This is a genomic window from Pseudomonas sp. DWP3-1-3b3, from assembly GCF_049896305.1.
In the GTDB taxonomy this organism is placed as follows: Bacteria; Pseudomonadota; Gammaproteobacteria; order Pseudomonadales; family Pseudomonadaceae; genus Aquipseudomonas; species Aquipseudomonas azotoformans_A.
The window spans coordinates 1,149,401-1,168,460 of the sequence record NZ_JAFCUA010000001.1; the positions used below are offsets into that span (position 1 = coordinate 1,149,401).

Below are 19,060 nucleotides of genomic sequence, written 5' to 3' on the forward strand. Positions count from 1 at the left end.
AGCCAGCGCCCACAGTTTGATTGTGTTCCAAGTCAGCTGGGTTGGAGTTTTTGCTCAAAGACCGAAACGCCATCCAGGTCGCGCAAAATCACGGTCAACTCCGCCGTCTGCCCATCTATGTTCACCTCGCCAAAAAACTGAAAACCGGCGAATGGCGAGGTGTTCTGCGCCGGCGGCGCCTTCTCGAACACCACCTCTGGCCCAAAGGTCTTATCCAACGGATTAGGCCCGAAACTCCCCGCATTCAACGGCCCGGCGACAAACTCCCAGAACGGCTCGAAATCCTGGAACGCCGCGCGATCCGGGTGATAGTGGTGTGCCGCGCAGTAATGCACATCCGCCGTCAGCCACACATGGTTACGCACCTTCTGCGCCCTTAAAAAGCCCAACAGCTCGGCAATTTCCAGCTCACGCCCTTGCGGTGCGCCGGGGTCGTTGTTGGCAATCGCTTCCCAGCGCGGCACGCCGGGGCTCACTTCGCCATCAGGCACACCCAGGCCAATTGGCATGTCAGCGGCGACGACTTTCCACTGCGCCTGCGAGCCCTTGAGTTCGCGCTTGAGCCAATCCAACTGCTCGCGGCCGAGGAAGGGTTTTTCACCGCCCAGGTTGTCATCGTTCGGTCCGCGATAGCTGCGCATGTCCAGCACGAACACATCCAGCAACGGCCCGTAGCTGAGCTTGCGATAAATGCGCCCGCCGCCATCGGCGCTCTGCCGGCGCATCGGTGAATATTCCAGCCAGGCCTGGCGCGCACGGCCGACCAAGGTGTTGATGTCCTTGACCTGGTAACGCTCATCCAGCTGCTTGCTTGGCGACCAGTTGTTCACCACCTCATGGTCGTCCCACTGCCAGATCTGCGGCACTTCGGCGTTGAAGCGACGGACGTTTTCGTCCATCAGGTTGTAGCGGTAATTGCCGCGATATTCCTCCAGGGTTTCAGCCACCTTGCTCTTGGCGTCGGTGGTGAGGTTGCGCCAGATGCGCCCGTCTTCGACCGTGAGCTGGGCCGGCACCGGGCCGTCGGCGTAGATGGTGTCGCCGCTGTGGATAAAAAAGTCCGGCAAGCGCAGGCGCATCGCTTCATAGATGCGCATGCCACCGATGTCCGGGTTGATGCCGAAGCCTTGGCCGACGGTGTCGCCACTCCATACAAAACGGATGTCACGCCGCTGCTGCGGCACGCTGCGCAGGTGGCCAAACCAGGGTTCGCTGGCAACGCCGGTCTGGGCGTCTTCGAAGTGCACGCGGTAGAAAATCGCCTGGTCGGCGGGCAGCCCGGTGAGTTCGACGCGGGCGGTAAAGTCGGTGCGGTTGTCGGCCAGGGGCGAAACAAATCGACGCGGGTTGCTGAAGACGCTGCGGGTGTCCCACTCCACCACCATGCGCGCCGGGCGGTCGCTGCGGCTCCAGATCATGGCGCGATCACCGAGCAGGTCGCCGGACTGCACGCCGTCGGTGAGTTGCGGCCGGTCCTTGACCGAGGCGATCACCGCCGGGGCCAGGCCCGGCAGCAACAGGCCGGCGCCGACAGCTTGCATCACGCGGCGGCGGCCGAGATCGAAGTGGCTCATGCAGGTGCCCTCTTGATTATCAAAAGGGCCACTAAAGCATGGGGTTATGACACCGGTGCGACAGTCAGCTCGACCGCTTCCGGACGTTTGATCAGCGCATACACCAGGCCGGTCAGCACGCTACCGGCGACAATCGCCAGCAGGTACAGCAGCGCGTGGTTCATCGCATTCGGGATGACCAGCACCGCCAGGCCGCCGTGGGGCGCCGCGAGCTTGCAACCAAAGTACATCGACAGCGCACCCGCCAACGCGCCACCGGCGATACTGGCCGGGATTACGCGCAGCGGGTCTTTGGCTGCAAAGGGAATCGCGCCTTCGGAGATAAACACCATGCCGAGAATGATCGCCGCCTTGCCGGCCTCACGCTCCGTCTGGGCAAACTTGCGGCGTGCCAGGAAGGTGGCGATGCCCATGCCGATGGGCGGCACCATGCCCGCCGCCATCACTGCGGCTATCGGCGCGCCACTGTGCTCGGCAAGCATGCCGACGGAAAACGCATAAGCTGCCTTGTTGATCGGCCCACCGAGGTCGACGCACATCATGCCGCCCAACAGCACACCCAGCAGCACGGCGTTGGTAGTGCCCATATTGTTGAGGAAGCCCGTCAGGCTCACCAGCATGCGCGCCACCGGCGGCCCGACCAGGTAGATCATCGCCAGGCCGGTGAACAGGCTCGCCAGCAACGGAATGATCAGGATCGGTTTCAGCGCATCCAGGCTTTGCGGCAGCTTGACCGCGCGGGTGATCAGCTTGACGCAGTAACCGGCCAGGAAACCGGCGAATATCCCGCCGATGAAGCCTGCGCCCAATGTCGTCGCCAGCAACCCGCCGATCATGCCGGGGGCCAGGGCGGGACGATCGGCAATGGAGTAGGCGATATAGCCTGCCAGCAGTGGCACCATCAACATGAAGGCCTGGCTTCCCACCGACTTCAACGCGGCGGCAAGGGTGCCTTGCTCTTCAAACGCCGTGATGCCGAACATATAGGACAAGGCGATCAACAACCCACCCGCCACCACCATCGGCAACATAAACGACACACCGGTCAACAGGTGTTTGTACACGCCGGTCTTTTCTTGCTTGGCCACCGCACCGCTGGCCGCGCTCTCCACAGCACCTTCGGCCAGGGCCTTGTTGAGGGTGGCTTCGGACTGCTTGAGGGCAATGCCGGTGCCGCAACGATAGATCTTCTTGCCGGCGAAGCGCTCGGTGGCGACTTCGATATCCGCCGCCAACAACACCACATCGGCGTCGGCGATGGCCTGCGGGCTCAAGGGCGTGCGCGCGCCGACCGAGCCCTGGGTCTCGACCTGCAAGTCGTAGCCCAGGCGCTTGGCCGTCTGTTGCAAGGCCTCTGCAGCCATGAAGGTATGGGCAACCCCCGTTGGGCAGGCCGTAATGGCGACGATGCGCGGTGCATTTTTAGCCACGGGTGCCGTGGCGACAAATACCTGCGCCTCTTCTGCGCCGCGACGCAACACGGCGTCGACATCCGCCAGCGCCTGGGCCGGCGTGCTCTGGAACACGCGCTTGCCGACAAACCGTTGCATATCCACCGGCGTACTGGTGACCAACAACACCCATTCGGCATCGTCGATCGTGGCCTGGGACAATTGGCGTTCCGGGCGCTGTACATCCACCACTTCAACGCTGGTGCTCCAGCCCTGGCGTTGCGCGGCAGCGTCCAACAAGCGGGCGCACAGCACACTGGTGACCATGCCGTTCGGGCAGGCGGTAACAATGGCTAACTTCATCACAAACCCTCTTATTGTTCTGTCAGCGCACGCACATGGACGCCGCTTTCGAGGCGCGCCAACTGCGCGTGATCGCTGATACCGAAGCCGATCTGCGTCACTGCCATCGCGGCAATTGCCGTGGCGCGGCGCAGGGTTTGCTCCGGCGTATAGCCATTGAGCAGACCGTGGAGCATCCCAGCCAACAGCGAGTCGCCCGCGCCGACGGTGCTGGCGACCGTGACCTTGGGCGGCGTGGCGTGCAGCGATGTGCCTGGGCTGTACCAGCTCACGCCCGCAGCGCCGTCGGAGACCACCACGTGTTCCACACCCTGTTGATGCAATTGGCTGATGGCATCCGGGGCATTACCCAGGGCGTCGGCCAGTTCTTCGGTATTGGGTTTGACCAGCCACGGGCCAGCCTGCAAACCGGCGCGCAACGCTTCGCCGCTGGTGTCCAGGGCGACTTTCAAGCCAAGCTTTTTCAATTGTTCGAGCATTTTTTGAAACCACTGCGGGCTGACGCCGCGCGGCAAGCTGCCAGCCACGACCACCGCATCGAATTCCGGGCCGACGATGGCGATGAGTTTGAGCAGTTCGTTCTGCGCCTCTTCACTCACCAACGGCCCAGGCGCATTGATATCCGTGACCCGGCCATCCTGCTCGGCAATCTTGATGTTGCTGCGTGTCTCGCCCGGCACACGAATAAACGCATTACCAAATCGACGGCGGGCGATCAGCGCGTCGAAAGCCTGGGGGTTTTCTTCACCGAGAAACCCACCCACGCTCACCTGATGGCCCAGGTCGGCCAGCACCTGCGCCACATTCACGCCCTTGCCGGCAGCATGGGTCAGCAGGGTTTCGCTGCGGTTGACTTCACCCGGCTCCAGGCGCGCCAGGCGTACCGTCAGGTCCAACGCCGGGTTCAGCGTCAGGGTCAAAATCCTTGCCATTTACACGGCCTCCACTAGGGCTCGCACTTCGGCGGGCGAACCCACCGCCAGTGCTTGTTGCGCCAGGCCCTGGGCCTCGCTGAGACTGAATTCGCGCACGCGCGCCTTCACTTCGGGGATGCTGCGGGCCGACACGCTCAACTCATCGACACCCAGGCCGATCAACACCGGCACGGCCAACGGGTCCGCCGCCAGCTCGCCGCACACGCCGACCCATTTGCCATGGGCATGGGCGGCGCGCACGGTGATGTCGATCAGTTGCAACACCGCCGGGTGCAGGCCATCGGCCTGGGCGGACAGGGTCGGGTGGCCACGGTCGATGGCCAGGGTGTACTGGGTCAGGTCATTGGTGCCGACGCTGAAGAAGTCCACTTCCTTGGCCAAGACCGGCGCGAGCAACGCGGCCGACGGCACTTCGATCATGATGCCCAGTTGCAGGTCTGCCACCGGGATTTCCAGGCGCAGGCGCTCGGTCATGTCGCGCGCCGCGCGCCATTCGTCAACACTGCCGACCATGGGAAACATGATGCGCAGCGGGCGATTGTCCGCCGAGCGCAGCAGCGCCCGCAGTTGCGCTTCCATGATCTGCGGGCGCTGCAAGGTCAGACGAATGCCGCGCACGCCGAGGAAGGGGTTTTCTTCTTGGGCGATCGGCCAGTAAGGCAGCGGTTTATCGCCGCCCACATCGAGGGTGCGCACCACTAGCGGGCGACCGGCGAGGCCATCGAAGACGCGGCGGTATTCGGCTTCCTGGGTGGCTTCGTCCGGTGCTTGCGGGTGGGCCATGAAAATCAGTTCGGTGCGCAGCAAGCCAATGCCTTCAGCGCCCTGCTCCACCGCGCTGGCAACGCCGGCGCTTTCGCCGATATTGGCAAATACTTCCACGGCATGCCCATCGCGGGTCAGCGCGGGTTCATGGCGCTGCGCCGAGGCGGCTTGCAGGCGTTGTTCGCGGGTGTCGCGCTCGACCGTGGCGCGCTGCAGGGTGGTGGCGTCGGCGTCCACATGCAGGCGACCGCGCTGGCCATCGAGCAACAATGGCGTACCGGCGGCCAGCAGCAACACAGCCGCGCCGGCACCGACCAACGCCGGAATACCCAGCGCACGGGCGACAATGGCGCTGTGGGCCGTCGCGCCGCCACGGGCGGTGAGGATGCCAGCGACGCGCGCCGGGTCCAGACGCGCCACATCGGACGGACCGACTTCGTCCATCACCAGAATGTAAGGTTCGCTCGGCTCCTGGGCGCTTTCGACGCCACAAAGCTGCGCCAGCACACGACGGCCGACGTCACGCAGGTCGGCGGCGCGCTCGGCGAGCAGCGCGTCCTGCAACGACTCCTGCTGCTTGGCCGCCGCTTCGATCACACTCATCCACGCCGCTTCAGCGCTTTCGCCTTGCTTGAGGCGGGTGTCGACTTCGTCGGTGAGTTCCGGGTCGTCGAGCATTTCCTGGTGGGTGATGAAAATCTCGCGGATCGCCTTGGATTGGCTGCGTTCGATCAGGCCCTGGATATCCCGGCGCACATCGGCCAAGGCGCCGTGCAGGCGATGGCGCTCGATGGCGGAAGACTCGCCGCGCAAGGGGTAATCGAAGACCTGCTGCACCTGGATATGCGCAGGGCCGATGGCAATGCCCGGCGCGGCGGCGATGGCCTGGATCTGGCTGCCGGCCAAGGGTGCGCTGAGCACCGGCTCGATCTCGACGACTTCAGGCGGGGCACTTTGGGTTGGCAGTGGCTCGACCTCTTCACCCAGGCCCTCTTCCACCGCCGCCAACAGCGCGGGCAGCGCGTCGCCGGCAATGGTCGGCTCGGCGACAAACTCCAGCACTTGGCCGCGCCGCGCGCCGAGGCTCAGCAGTTTGCTCAGGCTTTTCACCGACACGGCGCCGACCGGGCCATCGACGATGCGCACACGCAGGTCGCCTTCAAAACTTTTCGCCAACTGCGCCAGGATCTTCGCCGGGCGCGCATGCAGGCCGTGGGCGTTGGCCAGGGTGATGCGCGCGGTGGGCCAGTCTGGCGGCAATTCACCGCCCAGCACTTCAAGCACGGCGCGGCTGCTGGTGGCGCGGCCGAGTTCCTGGCCGCGCCCTTCGATGAGCAAGGCGCACAAGCGTTCGAGCAGCGTCTGGTGAGCTTCGCCCAGGCTGGCCAGGCAGAACAGGCCGTTGAGCGGCTGGCCGAGGTAGCGCATGGGTTTGTCCGGGGTGACAAACGCCAGCCCTGGGCGCTTGACGGTCTGCTCACTGTGCAACCACCACAGGCCATCGCCCAGGGGCAGCGCATCCACCTGCTGCAACACGGCGGCGAAACCATTGCTCACACAATCGGCCTGACGCAACAGCCGCGCACCGCGCCAAACCAGTTCTTCGAAGTCGTCGGCGGACACGCCCAGGCTGATCATCTGCGCATCCAGTGCCAGTTCCTGCGGCGCACCTTGCAGCAGTTTCAACAGCGCTTCGGCGCTGCCAGCACGGCGCAGGGCCTGACCCAGGTCGGTTTCGCCGAGGGCGCGGGTGAGCAGCTGCAACAGGCGCAAGTGTTCGTCGGATTTGGCGGCAATGCCGATGGCCAGGTACACGATCTGGCCGTCGCCCCAGTCCACCCCTTCGGGGAACTGCAGCAGGCGCACACCGGTGGAGAATACCTGGTCACGGGTTTCGGGGGTGCCGTGGGGGATGGCGATACCTTGGCCGAGAAAGGTCGAGCCTTGGGCTTCACGAGCTTGCAAACCGCTGAGGTAACCCTCGGCGACCAGGCCGTCGGCCACCAGTTTTTCAGCGAGCAGGTGCAAGGCAGCAGATTTGTCCACGGCCACCTGGCCCATGGAAATCTGCTCTACAGTGAGCTCAAGCATGCCGTTCTCCTAGTTAGTGCAGTGGCGCACTAGGTATTGTTTTAAACAAACAGTGTAAAGGGTGTTCAGGTTTTACTGACTGAGCAGTCAATTGGCAGTAGCCACTCAGTCGCGAACGTCGTAAAAATACGCTGGCTGAAACGTTTAATCTATAGTTTATGGAAGACTACGCGTTAATTGCGCATCCTTGAAGAACCACTCGGCGCTTGAGCCAGGACATTGGTCGTGTACAGGAATCGGTTACGATTGGAGAAAATGTCGGGGCAAGCTCCAGAAAACAAGGAAATCCCGGTTTGAAACTCAGTGATATCGCCCGTCTTGCCGGTGTGTCCGTGACCACCGCCAGCTACGTCATCAATGGCAAGGCTGAACAGCAACGCATCAGCAGCGCCACCGTCGAGCGAGTGCGCGCCGTGGTCGAAGCCCATGGCTTTACCCCCAACCCCCAGGCCGCCGGGCTGCGCAGTCGGCATACGCGCACCTTGGGCTTTATCCTGCCCGACCTGGAAAACCCCAGTTATGCACGCATCGCCAAGCTCCTGGAGCAAGGTGCGCGGGCGCGCGGCTATCAACTGCTGATCGCCAGCTCGGATGATGATGCCGACAGCGAGCGCCAACTGCTGCAACTGTTCCGCGCCCGGCGCTGTGACGCGCTATTTGTCGCCAGCTGCCTGCCGGCCAGCGATGACAGTTATCGCGAGCTGCAGGCCAAGGGGCTGCCAGTGATTGCCATTGACCGGGTGATGGGCGCGGATCAATTCTGCTCGGTGGTCAGCGACGACCGCCAGGCGTGCCAGCAATTGACCAGCAGCCTGTTGCAGCCATTGCCCAAGCAGATCGTATTGATCGGCGCACGGCCCGAGCTGAGTATCAGCCAGGAACGTGCCGCCGGTTTCCGTAAGGCCCTCGAAGGGTTCACCGGTGAAGTGATCGTCGAACACGGTGAAGCCTTCAGTCGCGATTGTGGCCGACAGTTGATGGAGCAACTTCTGCAGCAACTGGGGCATTTGCCTGACGCGCTGGTGACCACGTCCTACGTACTGCTGCAAGGCGTGTTCGACGCCTTGCATGACTTCCCGCTCAAATCACGACCGCTGCGCCTGGGCACCTTTGGTGATACCCAGTTGCTGGACTTCCTGCCGCTGCCGGTCAACGCCATGGCCCAGCAACATCAACTGATCGCCGAGACGGCACTGCGCCTGGCCCTGGCCGCGATTGAAGAAGAACAGTACCAGCCCGGCGTGCATGCCATCGGCCGGACGTTCAAGCAGCGTATTCACGAGGCCTGAGCGTGGAGCTGATCGACACCCACACCCACCTGGACTTTCCGGACTTTGACAGCGATCGCCGGGACGTCCTCGCCCACAGCCGAGCCCTGGGCGTGCGGCGCATGGTGGTATTGGGGGTGTATCAGCAGAATTGGCAGCGGTTGTGGGACCTGGCGCAAGCGGACGAAGGCTTGTTCGCTGCCTTTGGCCTGCATCCGGTGTACCTCGACGACCATCGCCCCGCCGACCTGACGGAACTGGGCGACTGGCTGACCCGCCTGCACGGCCACCGGCAACTGTGCGCCGTGGGCGAAATCGGCTTGGATTACTTTCTCGAACAGCTGGACCGCGAACGCCAGCAAAGCCTGTTCGAAGCCCAACTGAAACTGGCGGCGGACTTCCAACTGCCAGCGCTGCTGCACGTGCGTCGCAGCCACGCCGCCGTGATTGCAACCCTCAAGCGCATTCGCCTGCCCCGTGGCGGCATCATCCACGCCTTTGCCGGCAGCCGTGAAGAAGCCCGCGAATACATCAAGCTCGGCTTCAAACTGGGCTTGGGCGGCGCCGCCACGTGGCCTCAAGCCCTGCGCATGCACAAGGTGCTGGCCCACCTGCCGCTGGACGCGGTGGTACTGGAAACCGACTCACCGGATATGGCGCCCGCCATGTACCCCGGCCAACGCAACAGCCCCGAGCACCTGCCGGACATCTGCACCGCGCTCGCCGAGCGCATGAATACCAGCCCTCTATTGCTGGCCGAGGCGAGCACACGCAATGCGTGCGAGCTGTTCAATTGGTAGAGAAGGCGAGACCACTTGCAGGTCCAGCGTTATCCGCTGACGGTAGCGGGCATATCGCAGCACCAGGAAATGCACCAGCAACACGATCAGCGAAATGTTGAATTGGCCGATCACACTGATCAGCCCCACCCACTCCGTCACGAGTGCCACGATGAGTGCCGTGCAGGTCAATACCACCATGCTCGGGCGCACCAGTGCCCAATGGTCTAGCGACCTGAATTGGCGCAATTGCCGAGGACAGTTCAACTGCAAGATCCACTGGCAATACGGGCAATCGAACGGCTCTTCGATGGCAATGGCGTTCAGTTGCCAAGGCTTGAGATTAAAGGTGATGTCGCAATGGGCGCAGTGCCCCTTGATGCCGATTACAGCGCTCATCGCTGTGCCTCCCCAGGACTTGAAATCGAGTGAAACAATTTTCACTCATTCAAGACCCCGGAAAAGAGACGCTGAGAAATCAGGACGAGCACCACGCCAGCAAACGACAAATCCTACATTCTGATCTCACACGCGGAACGCGCCGATCAATTGCTTCAACTCGATCACCTGTATCGACAGCTGTCGGCTCGCCGCTTCGGTCTGGTGTGCGCCTTGGGCGGCATGTTCGCCAGCCCGATTGATCTCAACGATGTTCTGGTCGATATCGTGGGCGACGGCGGTTTGCTGCTCCACGGCGGCGGCGATCTGCTGGTTCTGATCGACGATCATCCCTACGGTACCGAGGATGTTTTCCAGGGCTTGCTGGACCTTTTCCGACTGGCCCACGGTGCCACTGGCCATTTCATGGCTGCTGCCCATGGCCTTCACGGCCGCCGCCACGCCGCTGTGCAAGCGGCTGATCATCTGCTCGATTTCCTCGGTGGAGTGCTGGGTGCGTCGTGCCAGGGTACGCACCTCGTCCGCCACTACCGCAAACCCACGCCCTTGCTCGCCGGCCCGCGCGGCCTCGATGGCCGCATTGAGTGCCAGCAGGTTGGTTTGTTCGGCGATGCTCTTGATCACTTCCAACACGCTGCTGATGGACTGGCTGTCGGTGGCCAGTTGGTTGATCACCCGCACCGACTGATCGATTTCCGTGGCGAGCCGCGCAATGCTGCCCTGCTGCGACTGCACCAGGCCACGGCCGCTGACGGTTTCGTCGTTGACGCTATGGGCACTGCTCACCGCCGCCGCCGCACTGCGCGCGACTTCCTGGGCAGTGGACGACATCTGGTTCATGGCCGTCGCCACCTGCTCGATCTGCGTGCGTTGCCCGGAAACCGCCTGATTGCTCTGGGCCGAGACCGTCTCCACCTGCCCGGCCTGTAACTCGACCTGGCTGACGGTGTGTCCGACGCGCTCGATCAAGTCGTGGATCTTCGCCACGGTACCGTTGAACACCTGGCCCAGGTCACCCAGCTCATCGCGGCTATGCGCCACAAAGGTGACGGTCATGTCACCGGCCGCCACTTTATCCATCATCGCGCCCAGACGCCGCAGCGTGGTGCGCGTGGAAGCGTAGAAGCCTGCGTACAGGTAGAAAATCAACAGGAACACCGCGCTCAGGGCCGAGACCAGCACCACCATGTGCGTGCGGTTCTGTGCCAGGCGTTGTTCCAACTGTTGTCCGAGAAAGGTCAGCGTGGCGTCATCCAACTGGTAGGTCTGGGCCATCAACTGACTGACACTGTCGTAAAAGCCCTGCCAGGGCGCATCAAGGGTTTCGGCCATCACCACCTGCTCCTCGAATAACTCGCTGCCTTGCTTGAGGCTGGCGTTGCTGGCCTTGGCCAGGCTGTCGAGGGCCGCGTGCGCGGCTTTGCTGGAGCCCAAGGCATCCTGCAACTTCAAGCCATACTCGGCCTGGAGTTTTTCCAATTGCTGCAACAGCTCGTCAAAGCGTGTGCTGGACGACGAGTTGAGAAAACCTTGGCCCAGGGAATACGCGCCCATTGCCCGGCCTTCGCCCAGGGTCTGGGTGACTTGCGGGGTCACGCTGGTGATCAGTTCACTGAGTTGGCGCAGGTCGCTTTGGGAGTCTCGACTCAAGCCGGACTGGCTGGCGATGATCTGGCTGAGCATCTGCGCCTTGTTGAGCAACTTGCCGATCAGGGCACTTTTGCTCAGCAACGAGGTTTCCTGTTGTTGGGCCTTGAAGGCGGCGATCAACTCGTCGCGTTTAGCGTCAAACGCGGTGATTTGCTCGGGTTCGGTCGTCATGGCGCTAAGGCTTTGCAGGCGGTTCAGCACGCTGTGTTCCAAAGCGCTGATCTTGCCCTCAAGGTCGCCCGCCTTACCGGACTGGCCCAACGTGGCGTTGATCTGCACTTGGTTGTTGAGGGTTTCCAGGTCGCGGCGCAGGGCCAGGCTGCTGCCGAGCAAGTCGAGGCTTTGCAGCTCGACGCGTGTGCCCTGGAATTCACGCCACGAATCACGCACCAGGTAATAGTTGGTCGCCAGCATCGGCAGCAGGAACAACACGCTGATCAAGCTGAACTTCATGCCGAAGCTCAGGCGATTCATCAGGGCGACGGCGGGATAGAGCAAGCTCTTCACAGGTGAACTCCCTTTCTTTTATTTTTATTGAGGCGCAGGGCGGCAGTTAGCCAGCATCTGTATAGCTCAATTTGAAAGGGAGTTTTGTAACTTAAGGTTAATGAGATCAGCCGTCAGGGCAGTACCGTCCAGATGGCAAACCCGGCATACCACAGCACCGCCGCGCGCAGCAGCAGCTCCCACAGTCGGTCCAGGCTGTTGATGCCATCGGGGCCGACCGCTGGAGGCGGAATTTCTGCCGCGACCAGGCCAACTTTTTCCACCAGTTGGGCTGCGCTGATGTCCCAGCTCAGCAGTTCGTGGAGCATCACACGGCCGACCGCGACGAAGTTACCCACCAGGGCAAAACTGGCCGCCAGCAGGCGCACCGGCAGCCAGTCAAATGCGTGGCGCAGTTGCCCGGCCCGCTCAGCCACCAGAGGGTTCTTGCTGTGTTCACTGGCCAGTGCGAGCAGGCGATAAGCCAACGCAGCCACCGGGCCCAACAGGAAGTACCAGAAAATCACGGCAAAAAAGCTCTGGTAGGCCTGCCACAACAGATGGCCCTGGACGCGTTCAAGCAATTGTTCGCCACTGTCGGCGCTCAAGTTCAGGTCACGCTCGGCCACATGCTCGGCGGCTTGCAGGTCGCCCCGTCGCCAGGCATCGCGAAAGGGACCCAGCCCGGCGAGCAGATCACCACGGCCCAGGCTGTAGATCACCACCAACAGGTGCACTGGCAGTGCCAAGAGCCCGTAAGCCACCGGCTCCAACACCAACAGCAACAACGCCAGCAAAGCCACCGGCAACAACACCAGCAACGTCAGAATCAGCCAGGGCTGCCTGCCCATGCGCGGGCTCGATTCCAGCTTAGCCAGTTCCCGCAGCCAACCGCCATCACGCTGCAATCGCTGGCGCAGGGCCGAGAATTTCTCGATCCAGACCGCCAGCACCAACACCAGGAAACTCATCGTGCGTGTCCTCCATCCTGCAGGGCGCTGCGAAAGCGCGTCCAATCAAAAGCCGGGCCGGGATCGGTCTTGCGACCCGGAGCGATATCGCTGTGACCACAAATGCGCTGGGGCGTGATGCCGGGGTAAGCCGTCAGCAACTGGCGGGTCAGGTCGATCAATGACGCATATTGAGCGTCAGTGAACGGCTGGTCATCCGTGCCTTCGAGCTCCACCCCCAGGGAAAAATCATTGCAGGTTTCCCGCCCCTCGAATTGGGAGATCCCGGCATGCCAGGCCCGGTCGAGACAGGACACAAACTGCGTCACCGCCCCGTCACGCTCAATCAGAAAATGCGCAGACACCCGTAGGTCAGCAATCCCTTCAAAGTAGGGATGTTCCGTGACATCCAGGCGGTTCTGGAAAAACTCCTGCACTTTACCGGTGGCGAACTGCGCCGGTGGCAGGCTGATGTTATGCACCACCAACAGTGAGATTTCGCCGGCGGGGCGCTCGTTGAAGTTGGGTGAAGGGCAATGACGGATGCCCTGGCACCAACCGCTGGTGGGGTCCAACTGCATACAGGTTCCTTTAACGAGACAACGTGTGACCAGTATGCCGCGTTCGACCCTCAGGTTGCGATCACTTGCCGTGATTGAGTTGACGCAGCTTGCTCACCACAGCGGCCAGTGCGCGCTCGAACAGGGGGCCATCGTCCAGGGCATGCAGGACGCCACGCTTGAACGCCAATGCCAGTTGGCCGGCACTTTTCTCCATCACCTTGAGCCCCGTGCGACGGGTGAAGACATAGGTCTCGGCCGGCGCCATGATCGCCGTCAGTCGGCAGCGCAGCGTAGTGGCTTCGTTTTCCTCGAACGCCACCCATCCCCCCACCTTGAGTTCTCGGGCTTTAAGCAAGTCGGGGTCGTTGTCCGGCAAGTCGCTGACCGGGTCGGGTGACGCCGATGTCAGCACAAACGCCTCACGTACTTCGATCAACTCGTCGACGCCTTCAGGTGCCTGGACATGCAGGGCTTGCAAGCGCACAAAAAATTCGCGGGTGCTGAAGGGGTCGAACGCGGCGCTGGTCAAGCCGTCGCGCAGGGCCTTGAGCAAGCCCGGCAGTTGCTCCAGCAGATGGCGCCCGGCTTCGGTGTCTTGTTGCAGGCCAACACTCCAGATCAGTTCGTCCATGGTGCGCAGCCCCGCCTGCCACTGCACCGACTGCTCGCCATGCTTGAGACTGGCCAGCAACAGCACCTGGCTCCAAGCCTGCTGCAGGAACTGCACGACCGGACGCGGCAGGGTCTTGCCCAACAGCCGTTTGTTCAGCACATCGGCCACGCGCTGGCGGGCCGCTTCGGTGCGCACGCGCCCGGCTTCGGCATCACGGGTGTGTTGTTCAAGCAAATCGCTGCGCCGCCGCTCATCCGCGGTGAACGCACTGAACTCGGCGAGCAGTTGGGAAAAAATCGCCGGGTCTTCGACAAATTCGTTGAGCAAGCGCTGCACCACCTGCTCGATGCGCAGGTACAGATGGTCGCGCTGGCTGCCGCCCATTGCGGCGGTTGCGACTTCATTGAGCAGACGCCGCGCCGGGTGGCTGGCGCGACTGAAGAGGCTCTTGTCCAGCACCGCCACTTTCAGCATCGGGATCTGCAGGCGACCGATCAGGGCCTTGAAGGCATCAGGCACGGCGCGGTCGTTGAGGATGAATTCGAACAGCAGCGCGATCAGGTTGATCACATCTTCGTCCGCCTCCTCCACCACCCGCGACTTGCCACTCTTGACGCTGACGCGCGTGAGCAACTGCTCAAGCTGGTTGCGCAGGTCGAAATCATCCTCGACCTCAGGCTCCGGCACGTATTGCTGCAAATGGGAGAGCAGGCGCAGCAGGTCACGGGTGGCAATGGGCAAGGGTTCGGCGCTGGCTTCAAGCGTCGGCGCCACGCTACCGCGTACCGCCGTGAGCAACTGCTGGAGCGCGGCAAAGGCTTGCTGGCCATTTTCGTCAACGGGCGGCAGGGCTTCCTCGCGCGCAAGTTCACGGGACTCACGCGCTTCAAGCCGCCGCGACGGTACGCTTTTGAGTTCAGGCAACACACCGGTCGCGACCAGCAATTGATTGGCTTCGCCGTAAAGCTGGTCGGCGTCACTGAGTACGTATTTTTCAAACAGCTTGAGCATGATCAGCTTGACGCGGATCTCTACGCCCAGGCTGCGCCCCGCCCGCAGGAAAAATTCACACAACAGTGCAGGCCCCAGGGGGTTTTCGCGATCATCCAGGCGGTTGCCGAGCAACGCGCTCAAGCGCGCGGTGAGTTGGCCCAGGGCCAGGCCATCACGGTGCCGCACCCGACCCAGCATAGCCTCAAGCGCCACGGCTTTTTCGCGATCATCCCTGGATGAGCCCGGTGCCGCGTCGTAGGACACCACCGGCACCAACTGCAATTCTCCGCGTCCTGCCTGACCCAGACTGGCGAAGGCTTCAAACAGGCGCTCCATGAACACACGCTCGAAATTCTTGCGCTTGAGGCGCAGGTCGCGCATGGCTTCGAAGAAAATATGGTGATCAAGGTTGTTACGCGCCTTGTCGGCCATTTCGAACAAGGTGTCGTCAGCGTTATCAAACAGATCCTGCAGCCCTTGCTGCAACTGTTGCGCCGCCTTGTCGCGGACCTGCAGCAACACCACCGGCAGTCGGGCGAGCGGCGATGGCGTGGCGGGCGCCTTGTTGAAGGGCACCACCTTTCCGTCATTGTGCATCCTGGCCTCCTGAAACGGCGGTATGGGTCTGAACGTCAAAGCTATGACGCCAATTGCAAGGCGCGAGATTATCTTGCAAATGAGGGGGGTTGCGCCAGCAAACTCTGCCTTTGCTCGGTAAATGAGTGGCGAGCCTGGGTTCGAACGCGCACTGCCCCTATAATCGGGGCACTTTGTCTGTGGAGCCTGTTATGCCGAATCTCCGTCTTGCCGACCTCACCGCCGAAATCGAAGCCAACGTGCGCCGCGCACTGCTGGAAGATATCGGCAGCGGCGACATCACTGCGCAGTTGATCCCGGCCGAACGGCTGGCCACGGCCACCATCATTACCCGTGACACGGCTGTTATCGCCGGTACGGCCTGGGTGGATGCGGTGTTCCGCCAGCTGGACCCACGGGTCGCGGTGCATTGGCAGGTGGCCGATGGTGAGCGCGTCAGCCCCAACCAGGTGCTGTTCCACCTTGAAGGCCCGGCACGTTCACTCCTGAGTGGCGAACGCTGCGCGCTGAACTTCCTGCAGTTGCTCTCCGGTGTCGCCACCCGTGCGCAATTCCTGGCGGATTTTGTCGCCAGTACCCAGGTCAAGCTGCTGGACACCCGCAAAACCTTGCCGGGGCTGCGCCTGGCGCAGAAGTACGCGGTGACCTGCGGCGGCTGCCACAACCACCGTATCGGTTTGTATGACGCGTTCCTGATCAAGGAAAACCATATCGCGGCCTGCGGCGGCATTGCCCAGGCGATCACGGCCGCCCACAAGATCGCCCCCGGCAAGCCGGTGGAAATCGAAGTGGAAAGCCTGGATGAACTGCGCGAAGCGCTGGCGGCGGGCGCGGATATCATCATGCTCGATGAGCTGAGCCTGGACGATATGCGTGAAGCCGTGCGCCTGAACGGCGGCAAGGCGAAGCTGGAGGCCAGCGGCGGGATCAATGAAAGCACCCTGCTGCCCATTGCGGAGACCGGGGTGGATTACATCTCGATTGGCGCGATGACCAAGGATGTGAAGGCGGTGGATTTGTCGATGCGCCTCAGTATCTAAGGCGTTCAAAAATACTTCTGTGGTGAGCGGGCTTGCCCCGCTCACCACAGCTGCTTCTAGACCACCAAGTCGTTCATCTCGCAATACTCTTCCCACTCAACACCCAACACTTCAGCCGCCTCTTTATGCAAGGCCAGCCGTGCCGCTTCGAACTCTTCCGGTGTCGAGGTGTACTTGAGGGTCAGCTCCCAGGGCTGATAGCCCTGGCTCTCGGCCTCGTCCTCGAATGCCCACTGAATCTGGTCGCGCTGATCATCGGCGCTCAGGTCCTTGATCTCTTCTTTAAGTTGCGGCGACTCCTCGAGGTATTTTTCGAGGGCTGCTTGATGCCGAACTTCCTGGGTCATTTCAGTCGTGGTCATGTCGTTCTCTTAGATCGAGGAATGGGGATGCATCTGGGTCATCAAGGTTGCGCAGATACAAAAGAGCGGGCGCAAATGCCAGCTCGTCTGGCCTTCAGAACCATTCTGGGATCATCTGAAAACAGTGCTGCCGATGGTGCCTTTTTGCCCGAGACAGGAATCGAACCTGCGACCTTCGCGTTACGAGTGCGCTGCTCTACCGGCTGAGCTACACGGGCGGTGGGCTAAAGCTAGCACCGCATCGGGAGTCCGGCAACTTGCCGCCGTCAGCGGGCTATTACGCCTTGGGCCCAGAAGCGTGGTTGCAGCATGTTGGCATGGCTGTCCAGGTACTGCTGCTGGGCTTGTTCGATATGGGGGACATCACGCACGGCGATAACACTCAACAGACCAACGGCCAGCAGGCCCAGTACTTTCCAGGCGCCCCAGGCCAATGGCAATTGGGCGGTTTGCGGGGTTCGCCACACATGCAAGGCCATCAGCCAGCCCACCACCAGCGCCAGCCAGACCTGGGAGTTGGGCATCACGATCACGCCGTCGACCATGGACTGCACCAGCGCACCGACCAACGCCGCAAACAGGCACAGCCGCAGCAAATCTGCACACTCGGCGCTCAGCGCACGCTCACGCACGACACCGACCGTGGCCCAGCCGCCTCGCCATGCCAACACCGCGACGCACAACGCGGATGGCACGCCCCACTCGCTCGTCCATTGCAGGATGGTCTGATGGGGGTGAGCGGCAATGCTGTTGGTGATATCGGCGAAATGCATTGGCCCGAAGCCCAACCAAGGCCGCTCGACGAGCATATGCCAGGCCTGCCACCAGATCGGCCCTCGCCCCGACAACGACGTCGTGAGGCGATCGCTGGCGGCATTGGCGATCTCGATCCCCAGGTAATCCGCCAACACCTTGAACACCAGCCAATACAACAACAGTCCGCCCAGCATTGCGGCCAACTGCCAACCCAACCAGCGCCGGCCCCATGGCCCCAGCACCGCCAACACCACGCCCGCCGCGCCCATGCCAAGCCAGGTGCCACGCGTGCCGCCACCCACTGCAATCAGCCACCACACGCACAGCAGCGCAAACACTGCGGCCTTGAGCGAGCGAGACAGCGTGGGGATCAATAAGGGGAGCGCCAGCAGCGGCAAAGTAAACGTCTGGAACTGGCCGTAGAAACGTTTGTTGGAAAAGCCGGCCAGCAATACGTCAGGGTCTAGCGTGCGCTCAGCGCTGATGAACGCCAGAGCACCGGCGTAGGTGTATTGAATCGATTTGATCAGGCACAGCAGCACCACGAACAGAATCAAGACGCGGTCCAACGATTCACCGCCCTGGCGTCGCAGCAGGGCGAATGCCACCGCAATCGCGCCGCAGCTGACGAACGATGCCATTTCGACAAGCGCCCAGAGCGGCTGGTGAGCCCGCATTGACGACACCAGGCCCAGCACGATGATCAGCGTCAGGCCCAAGGCCGTGGTCCGGTCAACCAGCCGTTCAACGTGGGCGACCGACAGCCCGTACAGCACCGCGCAAGCCCCGATGGCGATCTGCATCACCCGTTGCAGATCATGCCCACTGAAGGGAGCACAAACCCCAACCACCAGCAGGCACACCACTGCCACCAGAAAAATACTGCCACGCTGCTCTACGGATAACGCCATCGGCCACCTCAACTTCCCTGCGCAGGGTTTAGCAGTTATGCACCGTCGGCGCCGCAACCTTTGGCGACATATTTTGCGTCAGCCGTGGTGGTGCATTTCCAACCGGTGGTGGCATTGCGCGTCAGGCTGATGGTCTTGCCCAGCACCGGTGCGGGCGCGTCGAGTATTTCGCAACGGATGGAGCCGGCGCCCGTGGCGACATCGCCTGCTACATCAATCTTGCAGTTGGCTGTCGGGCTGGTGCCGCCGATCAATGCCAGCGTCGGGACCGTGCCCTGGTTGAGGGTGTCTTCATACCCAGGCTTCAACGCGCTGATTTCAGCCAGGCCGGCGGTGAACTTGGCCTTGGCCTGGTGGGTGGTGTACATGGGCAGGCCGATGGTGGCCAAAATGCCGATGATTGCCACGACGATCAACAGCTCGATCAGGGTAAAACCTTTTTGACGTCTCACATTCACTCTCCAGGATAAAACTCATGACAAGGCGCGTCCTGCGCCCCGTTGTTGTGCAGCGGCGCCAGTGTACTCATCCGCAGACGCTCAATCGCGCGCAAGTCGCACATTCTGACATTTTA

At 62.3% G+C, this 19,060-nt stretch carries 15 protein-coding genes, 1 tRNA gene and 1 pseudogene; 3 read left to right on the top strand and 14 right to left on the bottom strand.

What is annotated here, in order from left to right:
* Positions 1-32 precede the first annotated feature (32 nt).
* The 4 genes from ACP7BX_RS05575 to ptsP are packed head-to-tail and all read right to left on the bottom strand — an operon-like array spanning position 33 to position 7,119.
* Positions 33-1,574: an alkaline phosphatase D family protein gene (locus ACP7BX_RS05575; RefSeq protein ID WP_426128119.1), complete on the bottom strand. Its 1,542-nt coding sequence runs from the start codon at positions 1,572-1,574 to the stop codon at positions 33-35.
* Positions 1,575-1,618: 44 nt separating this feature from the next.
* On the bottom strand, positions 1,619-3,328 hold the full coding sequence (locus ACP7BX_RS05580) for a PTS fructose-like transporter subunit IIB (RefSeq protein ID WP_426128117.1): 1,710 nt from the start codon (positions 3,326-3,328) through the stop codon (positions 1,619-1,621).
* 11 nt (positions 3,329-3,339) lie between these two features.
* The gene (gene pfkB, locus ACP7BX_RS05585) at positions 3,340-4,260 is read right to left on the bottom strand and encodes a 1-phosphofructokinase (RefSeq protein WP_426128116.1); all 921 of its coding nucleotides are present in this window, start codon (positions 4,258-4,260) and stop codon (positions 3,340-3,342) included.
* The gene (ptsP, locus tag ACP7BX_RS05590) at positions 4,261-7,119 is read right to left on the bottom strand and encodes a phosphoenolpyruvate--protein phosphotransferase (protein WP_426128114.1); all 2,859 of its coding nucleotides are present in this window, start codon (positions 7,117-7,119) and stop codon (positions 4,261-4,263) included.
* A gap of 293 nt (positions 7,120-7,412) precedes the next feature.
* Between ptsP and cra the strand changes: the two genes are divergently transcribed.
* Positions 7,413-8,408, top strand: a complete 996-nt coding sequence (gene cra, locus ACP7BX_RS05595) for a catabolite repressor/activator (RefSeq protein WP_314534576.1) — start codon at positions 7,413-7,415, stop codon at positions 8,406-8,408.
* A gap of 2 nt (positions 8,409-8,410) precedes the next feature.
* Positions 8,411-9,187: a TatD family hydrolase gene (locus ACP7BX_RS05600; protein WP_426128112.1), complete on the top strand. Its 777-nt coding sequence runs from the start codon at positions 8,411-8,413 to the stop codon at positions 9,185-9,187.
* Here ACP7BX_RS05600 and ACP7BX_RS05605 read toward each other — a convergent pair.
* The 6 genes and pseudogenes from ACP7BX_RS05605 to ACP7BX_RS05630 all read right to left on the bottom strand — a co-directional run bounded on the left by ACP7BX_RS05605 (position 9,134) and on the right by ACP7BX_RS05630 (position 15,417).
* Positions 9,134-9,565 carry a hypothetical protein gene (locus tag ACP7BX_RS05605; protein WP_426128110.1) on the bottom strand — a complete coding sequence of 144 codons (432 nt, stop codon included), beginning with the start codon at positions 9,563-9,565 and terminating at the stop codon, positions 9,134-9,136. The genes ACP7BX_RS05600 and ACP7BX_RS05605 overlap by 54 nt on opposite strands.
* 126 nt (positions 9,566-9,691) lie before the next feature.
* On the bottom strand, positions 9,692-10,621 hold the full coding sequence (locus ACP7BX_RS05610) for a methyl-accepting chemotaxis protein (RefSeq protein ID WP_426161308.1): 930 nt from the start codon (positions 10,619-10,621) through the stop codon (positions 9,692-9,694).
* A pseudogene (locus ACP7BX_RS05615) lies at positions 10,598-11,689 on the bottom strand (methyl-accepting chemotaxis protein); the annotation flags it as partial. The gene ACP7BX_RS05610 and the pseudogene ACP7BX_RS05615, both read right to left, overlap by 24 nt.
* A 146-nt stretch (positions 11,690-11,835) precedes the next feature.
* Positions 11,836-12,672: a regulatory signaling modulator protein AmpE gene (ampE, locus tag ACP7BX_RS05620; RefSeq protein ID WP_426128108.1), complete on the bottom strand. Its 837-nt coding sequence runs from the start codon at positions 12,670-12,672 to the stop codon at positions 11,836-11,838.
* Positions 12,669-13,232, bottom strand: a complete 564-nt coding sequence (gene ampD / locus ACP7BX_RS05625; RefSeq protein ID WP_426128106.1) for a 1,6-anhydro-N-acetylmuramyl-L-alanine amidase AmpD — start codon at positions 13,230-13,232, stop codon at positions 12,669-12,671. Before ampD ends, ampE begins: the two co-directional genes overlap by 4 nt.
* 61 nt (positions 13,233-13,293) lie before the next feature.
* Positions 13,294-15,417, bottom strand: a complete 2,124-nt coding sequence (locus ACP7BX_RS05630; RefSeq protein WP_426128104.1) for a DUF1631 domain-containing protein — start codon at positions 15,415-15,417, stop codon at positions 13,294-13,296.
* 191 nt (positions 15,418-15,608) lie between these two features.
* Between ACP7BX_RS05630 and nadC the strand changes: the two genes are divergently transcribed.
* Positions 15,609-16,457: a carboxylating nicotinate-nucleotide diphosphorylase gene (nadC, locus tag ACP7BX_RS05635; protein WP_028618799.1), complete on the top strand. Its 849-nt coding sequence runs from the start codon at positions 15,609-15,611 to the stop codon at positions 16,455-16,457.
* A 56-nt stretch (positions 16,458-16,513) separates the two neighbouring features.
* On the opposite strand, the gene ACP7BX_RS05640 is transcribed toward nadC, so the two are convergent.
* From ACP7BX_RS05640 to ACP7BX_RS05655, 4 genes are all read right to left on the bottom strand, one after another.
* Positions 16,514-16,819: a DUF6388 family protein gene (locus tag ACP7BX_RS05640; protein WP_033903347.1), complete on the bottom strand. Its 306-nt coding sequence runs from the start codon at positions 16,817-16,819 to the stop codon at positions 16,514-16,516.
* Positions 16,820-16,964: 145 nt separating this feature from the next.
* Positions 16,965-17,037 (bottom strand) — tRNA-Thr (locus ACP7BX_RS05645).
* A 48-nt stretch (positions 17,038-17,085) separates the two neighbouring features.
* Positions 17,086-18,486 (bottom strand): O-antigen ligase family protein, encoded by a 1,401-nt coding sequence (locus ACP7BX_RS05650; RefSeq protein WP_314534592.1) that lies wholly within the window; start codon positions 18,484-18,486, stop codon positions 17,086-17,088.
* Positions 18,487-18,521: 35 nt separating this feature from the next.
* Positions 18,522-18,944 (bottom strand): pilin, encoded by a 423-nt coding sequence (locus ACP7BX_RS05655; protein WP_133074695.1) that lies wholly within the window; start codon positions 18,942-18,944, stop codon positions 18,522-18,524.
* Between the last annotated feature and the right edge of the window lie 116 nt (positions 18,945-19,060).

What these genes read in the sequence shown, in the direction of transcription:
- ACP7BX_RS05575 (WP_426128119.1), bottom strand. Translation starts at nt 1,574, where the DNA reads ATGAGCCACTTCGATCTCGGCCGCCGCCGCGTGATGCAAGCTGTCGGC.
- ACP7BX_RS05580 (WP_426128117.1), bottom strand. Translation starts at nt 3,328, where the DNA reads ATGAAGTTAGCCATTGTTACCGCCTGCCCGAACGGCATGGTCACCAGT.
- pfkB (WP_426128116.1), bottom strand. Translation starts at nt 4,260, where the DNA reads ATGGCAAGGATTTTGACCCTGACGCTGAACCCGGCGTTGGACCTGACG.
- ptsP (WP_426128114.1), bottom strand. Translation starts at nt 7,119, where the DNA reads ATGCTTGAGCTCACTGTAGAGCAGATTTCCATGGGCCAGGTGGCCGTG.
- ACP7BX_RS05605 (WP_426128110.1), bottom strand. Translation starts at nt 9,565, where the DNA reads ATGAGCGCTGTAATCGGCATCAAGGGGCACTGCGCCCATTGCGACATC.
- ACP7BX_RS05610 (WP_426161308.1), bottom strand. Translation starts at nt 10,621, where the DNA reads ATGACCGTCACCTTTGTGGCGCATAGCCGCGATGAGCTGGGTGACCTG.
- ampE (WP_426128108.1), bottom strand. Translation starts at nt 12,672, where the DNA reads ATGAGTTTCCTGGTGTTGGTGCTGGCGGTCTGGATCGAGAAATTCTCG.
- ampD (WP_426128106.1), bottom strand. Translation starts at nt 13,232, where the DNA reads ATGCAGTTGGACCCCACCAGCGGTTGGTGCCAGGGCATCCGTCATTGC.
- ACP7BX_RS05630 (WP_426128104.1), bottom strand. Translation starts at nt 15,417, where the DNA reads ATGCACAATGACGGAAAGGTGGTGCCCTTCAACAAGGCGCCCGCCACG.
- nadC (WP_028618799.1), top strand. Translation starts at nt 15,609, where the DNA reads ATGCCGAATCTCCGTCTTGCCGACCTCACCGCCGAAATCGAAGCCAAC.
- ACP7BX_RS05640 (WP_033903347.1), bottom strand. Translation starts at nt 16,819, where the DNA reads ATGACCACGACTGAAATGACCCAGGAAGTTCGGCATCAAGCAGCCCTC.
- ACP7BX_RS05650 (WP_314534592.1), bottom strand. Translation starts at nt 18,486, where the DNA reads ATGGCGTTATCCGTAGAGCAGCGTGGCAGTATTTTTCTGGTGGCAGTG.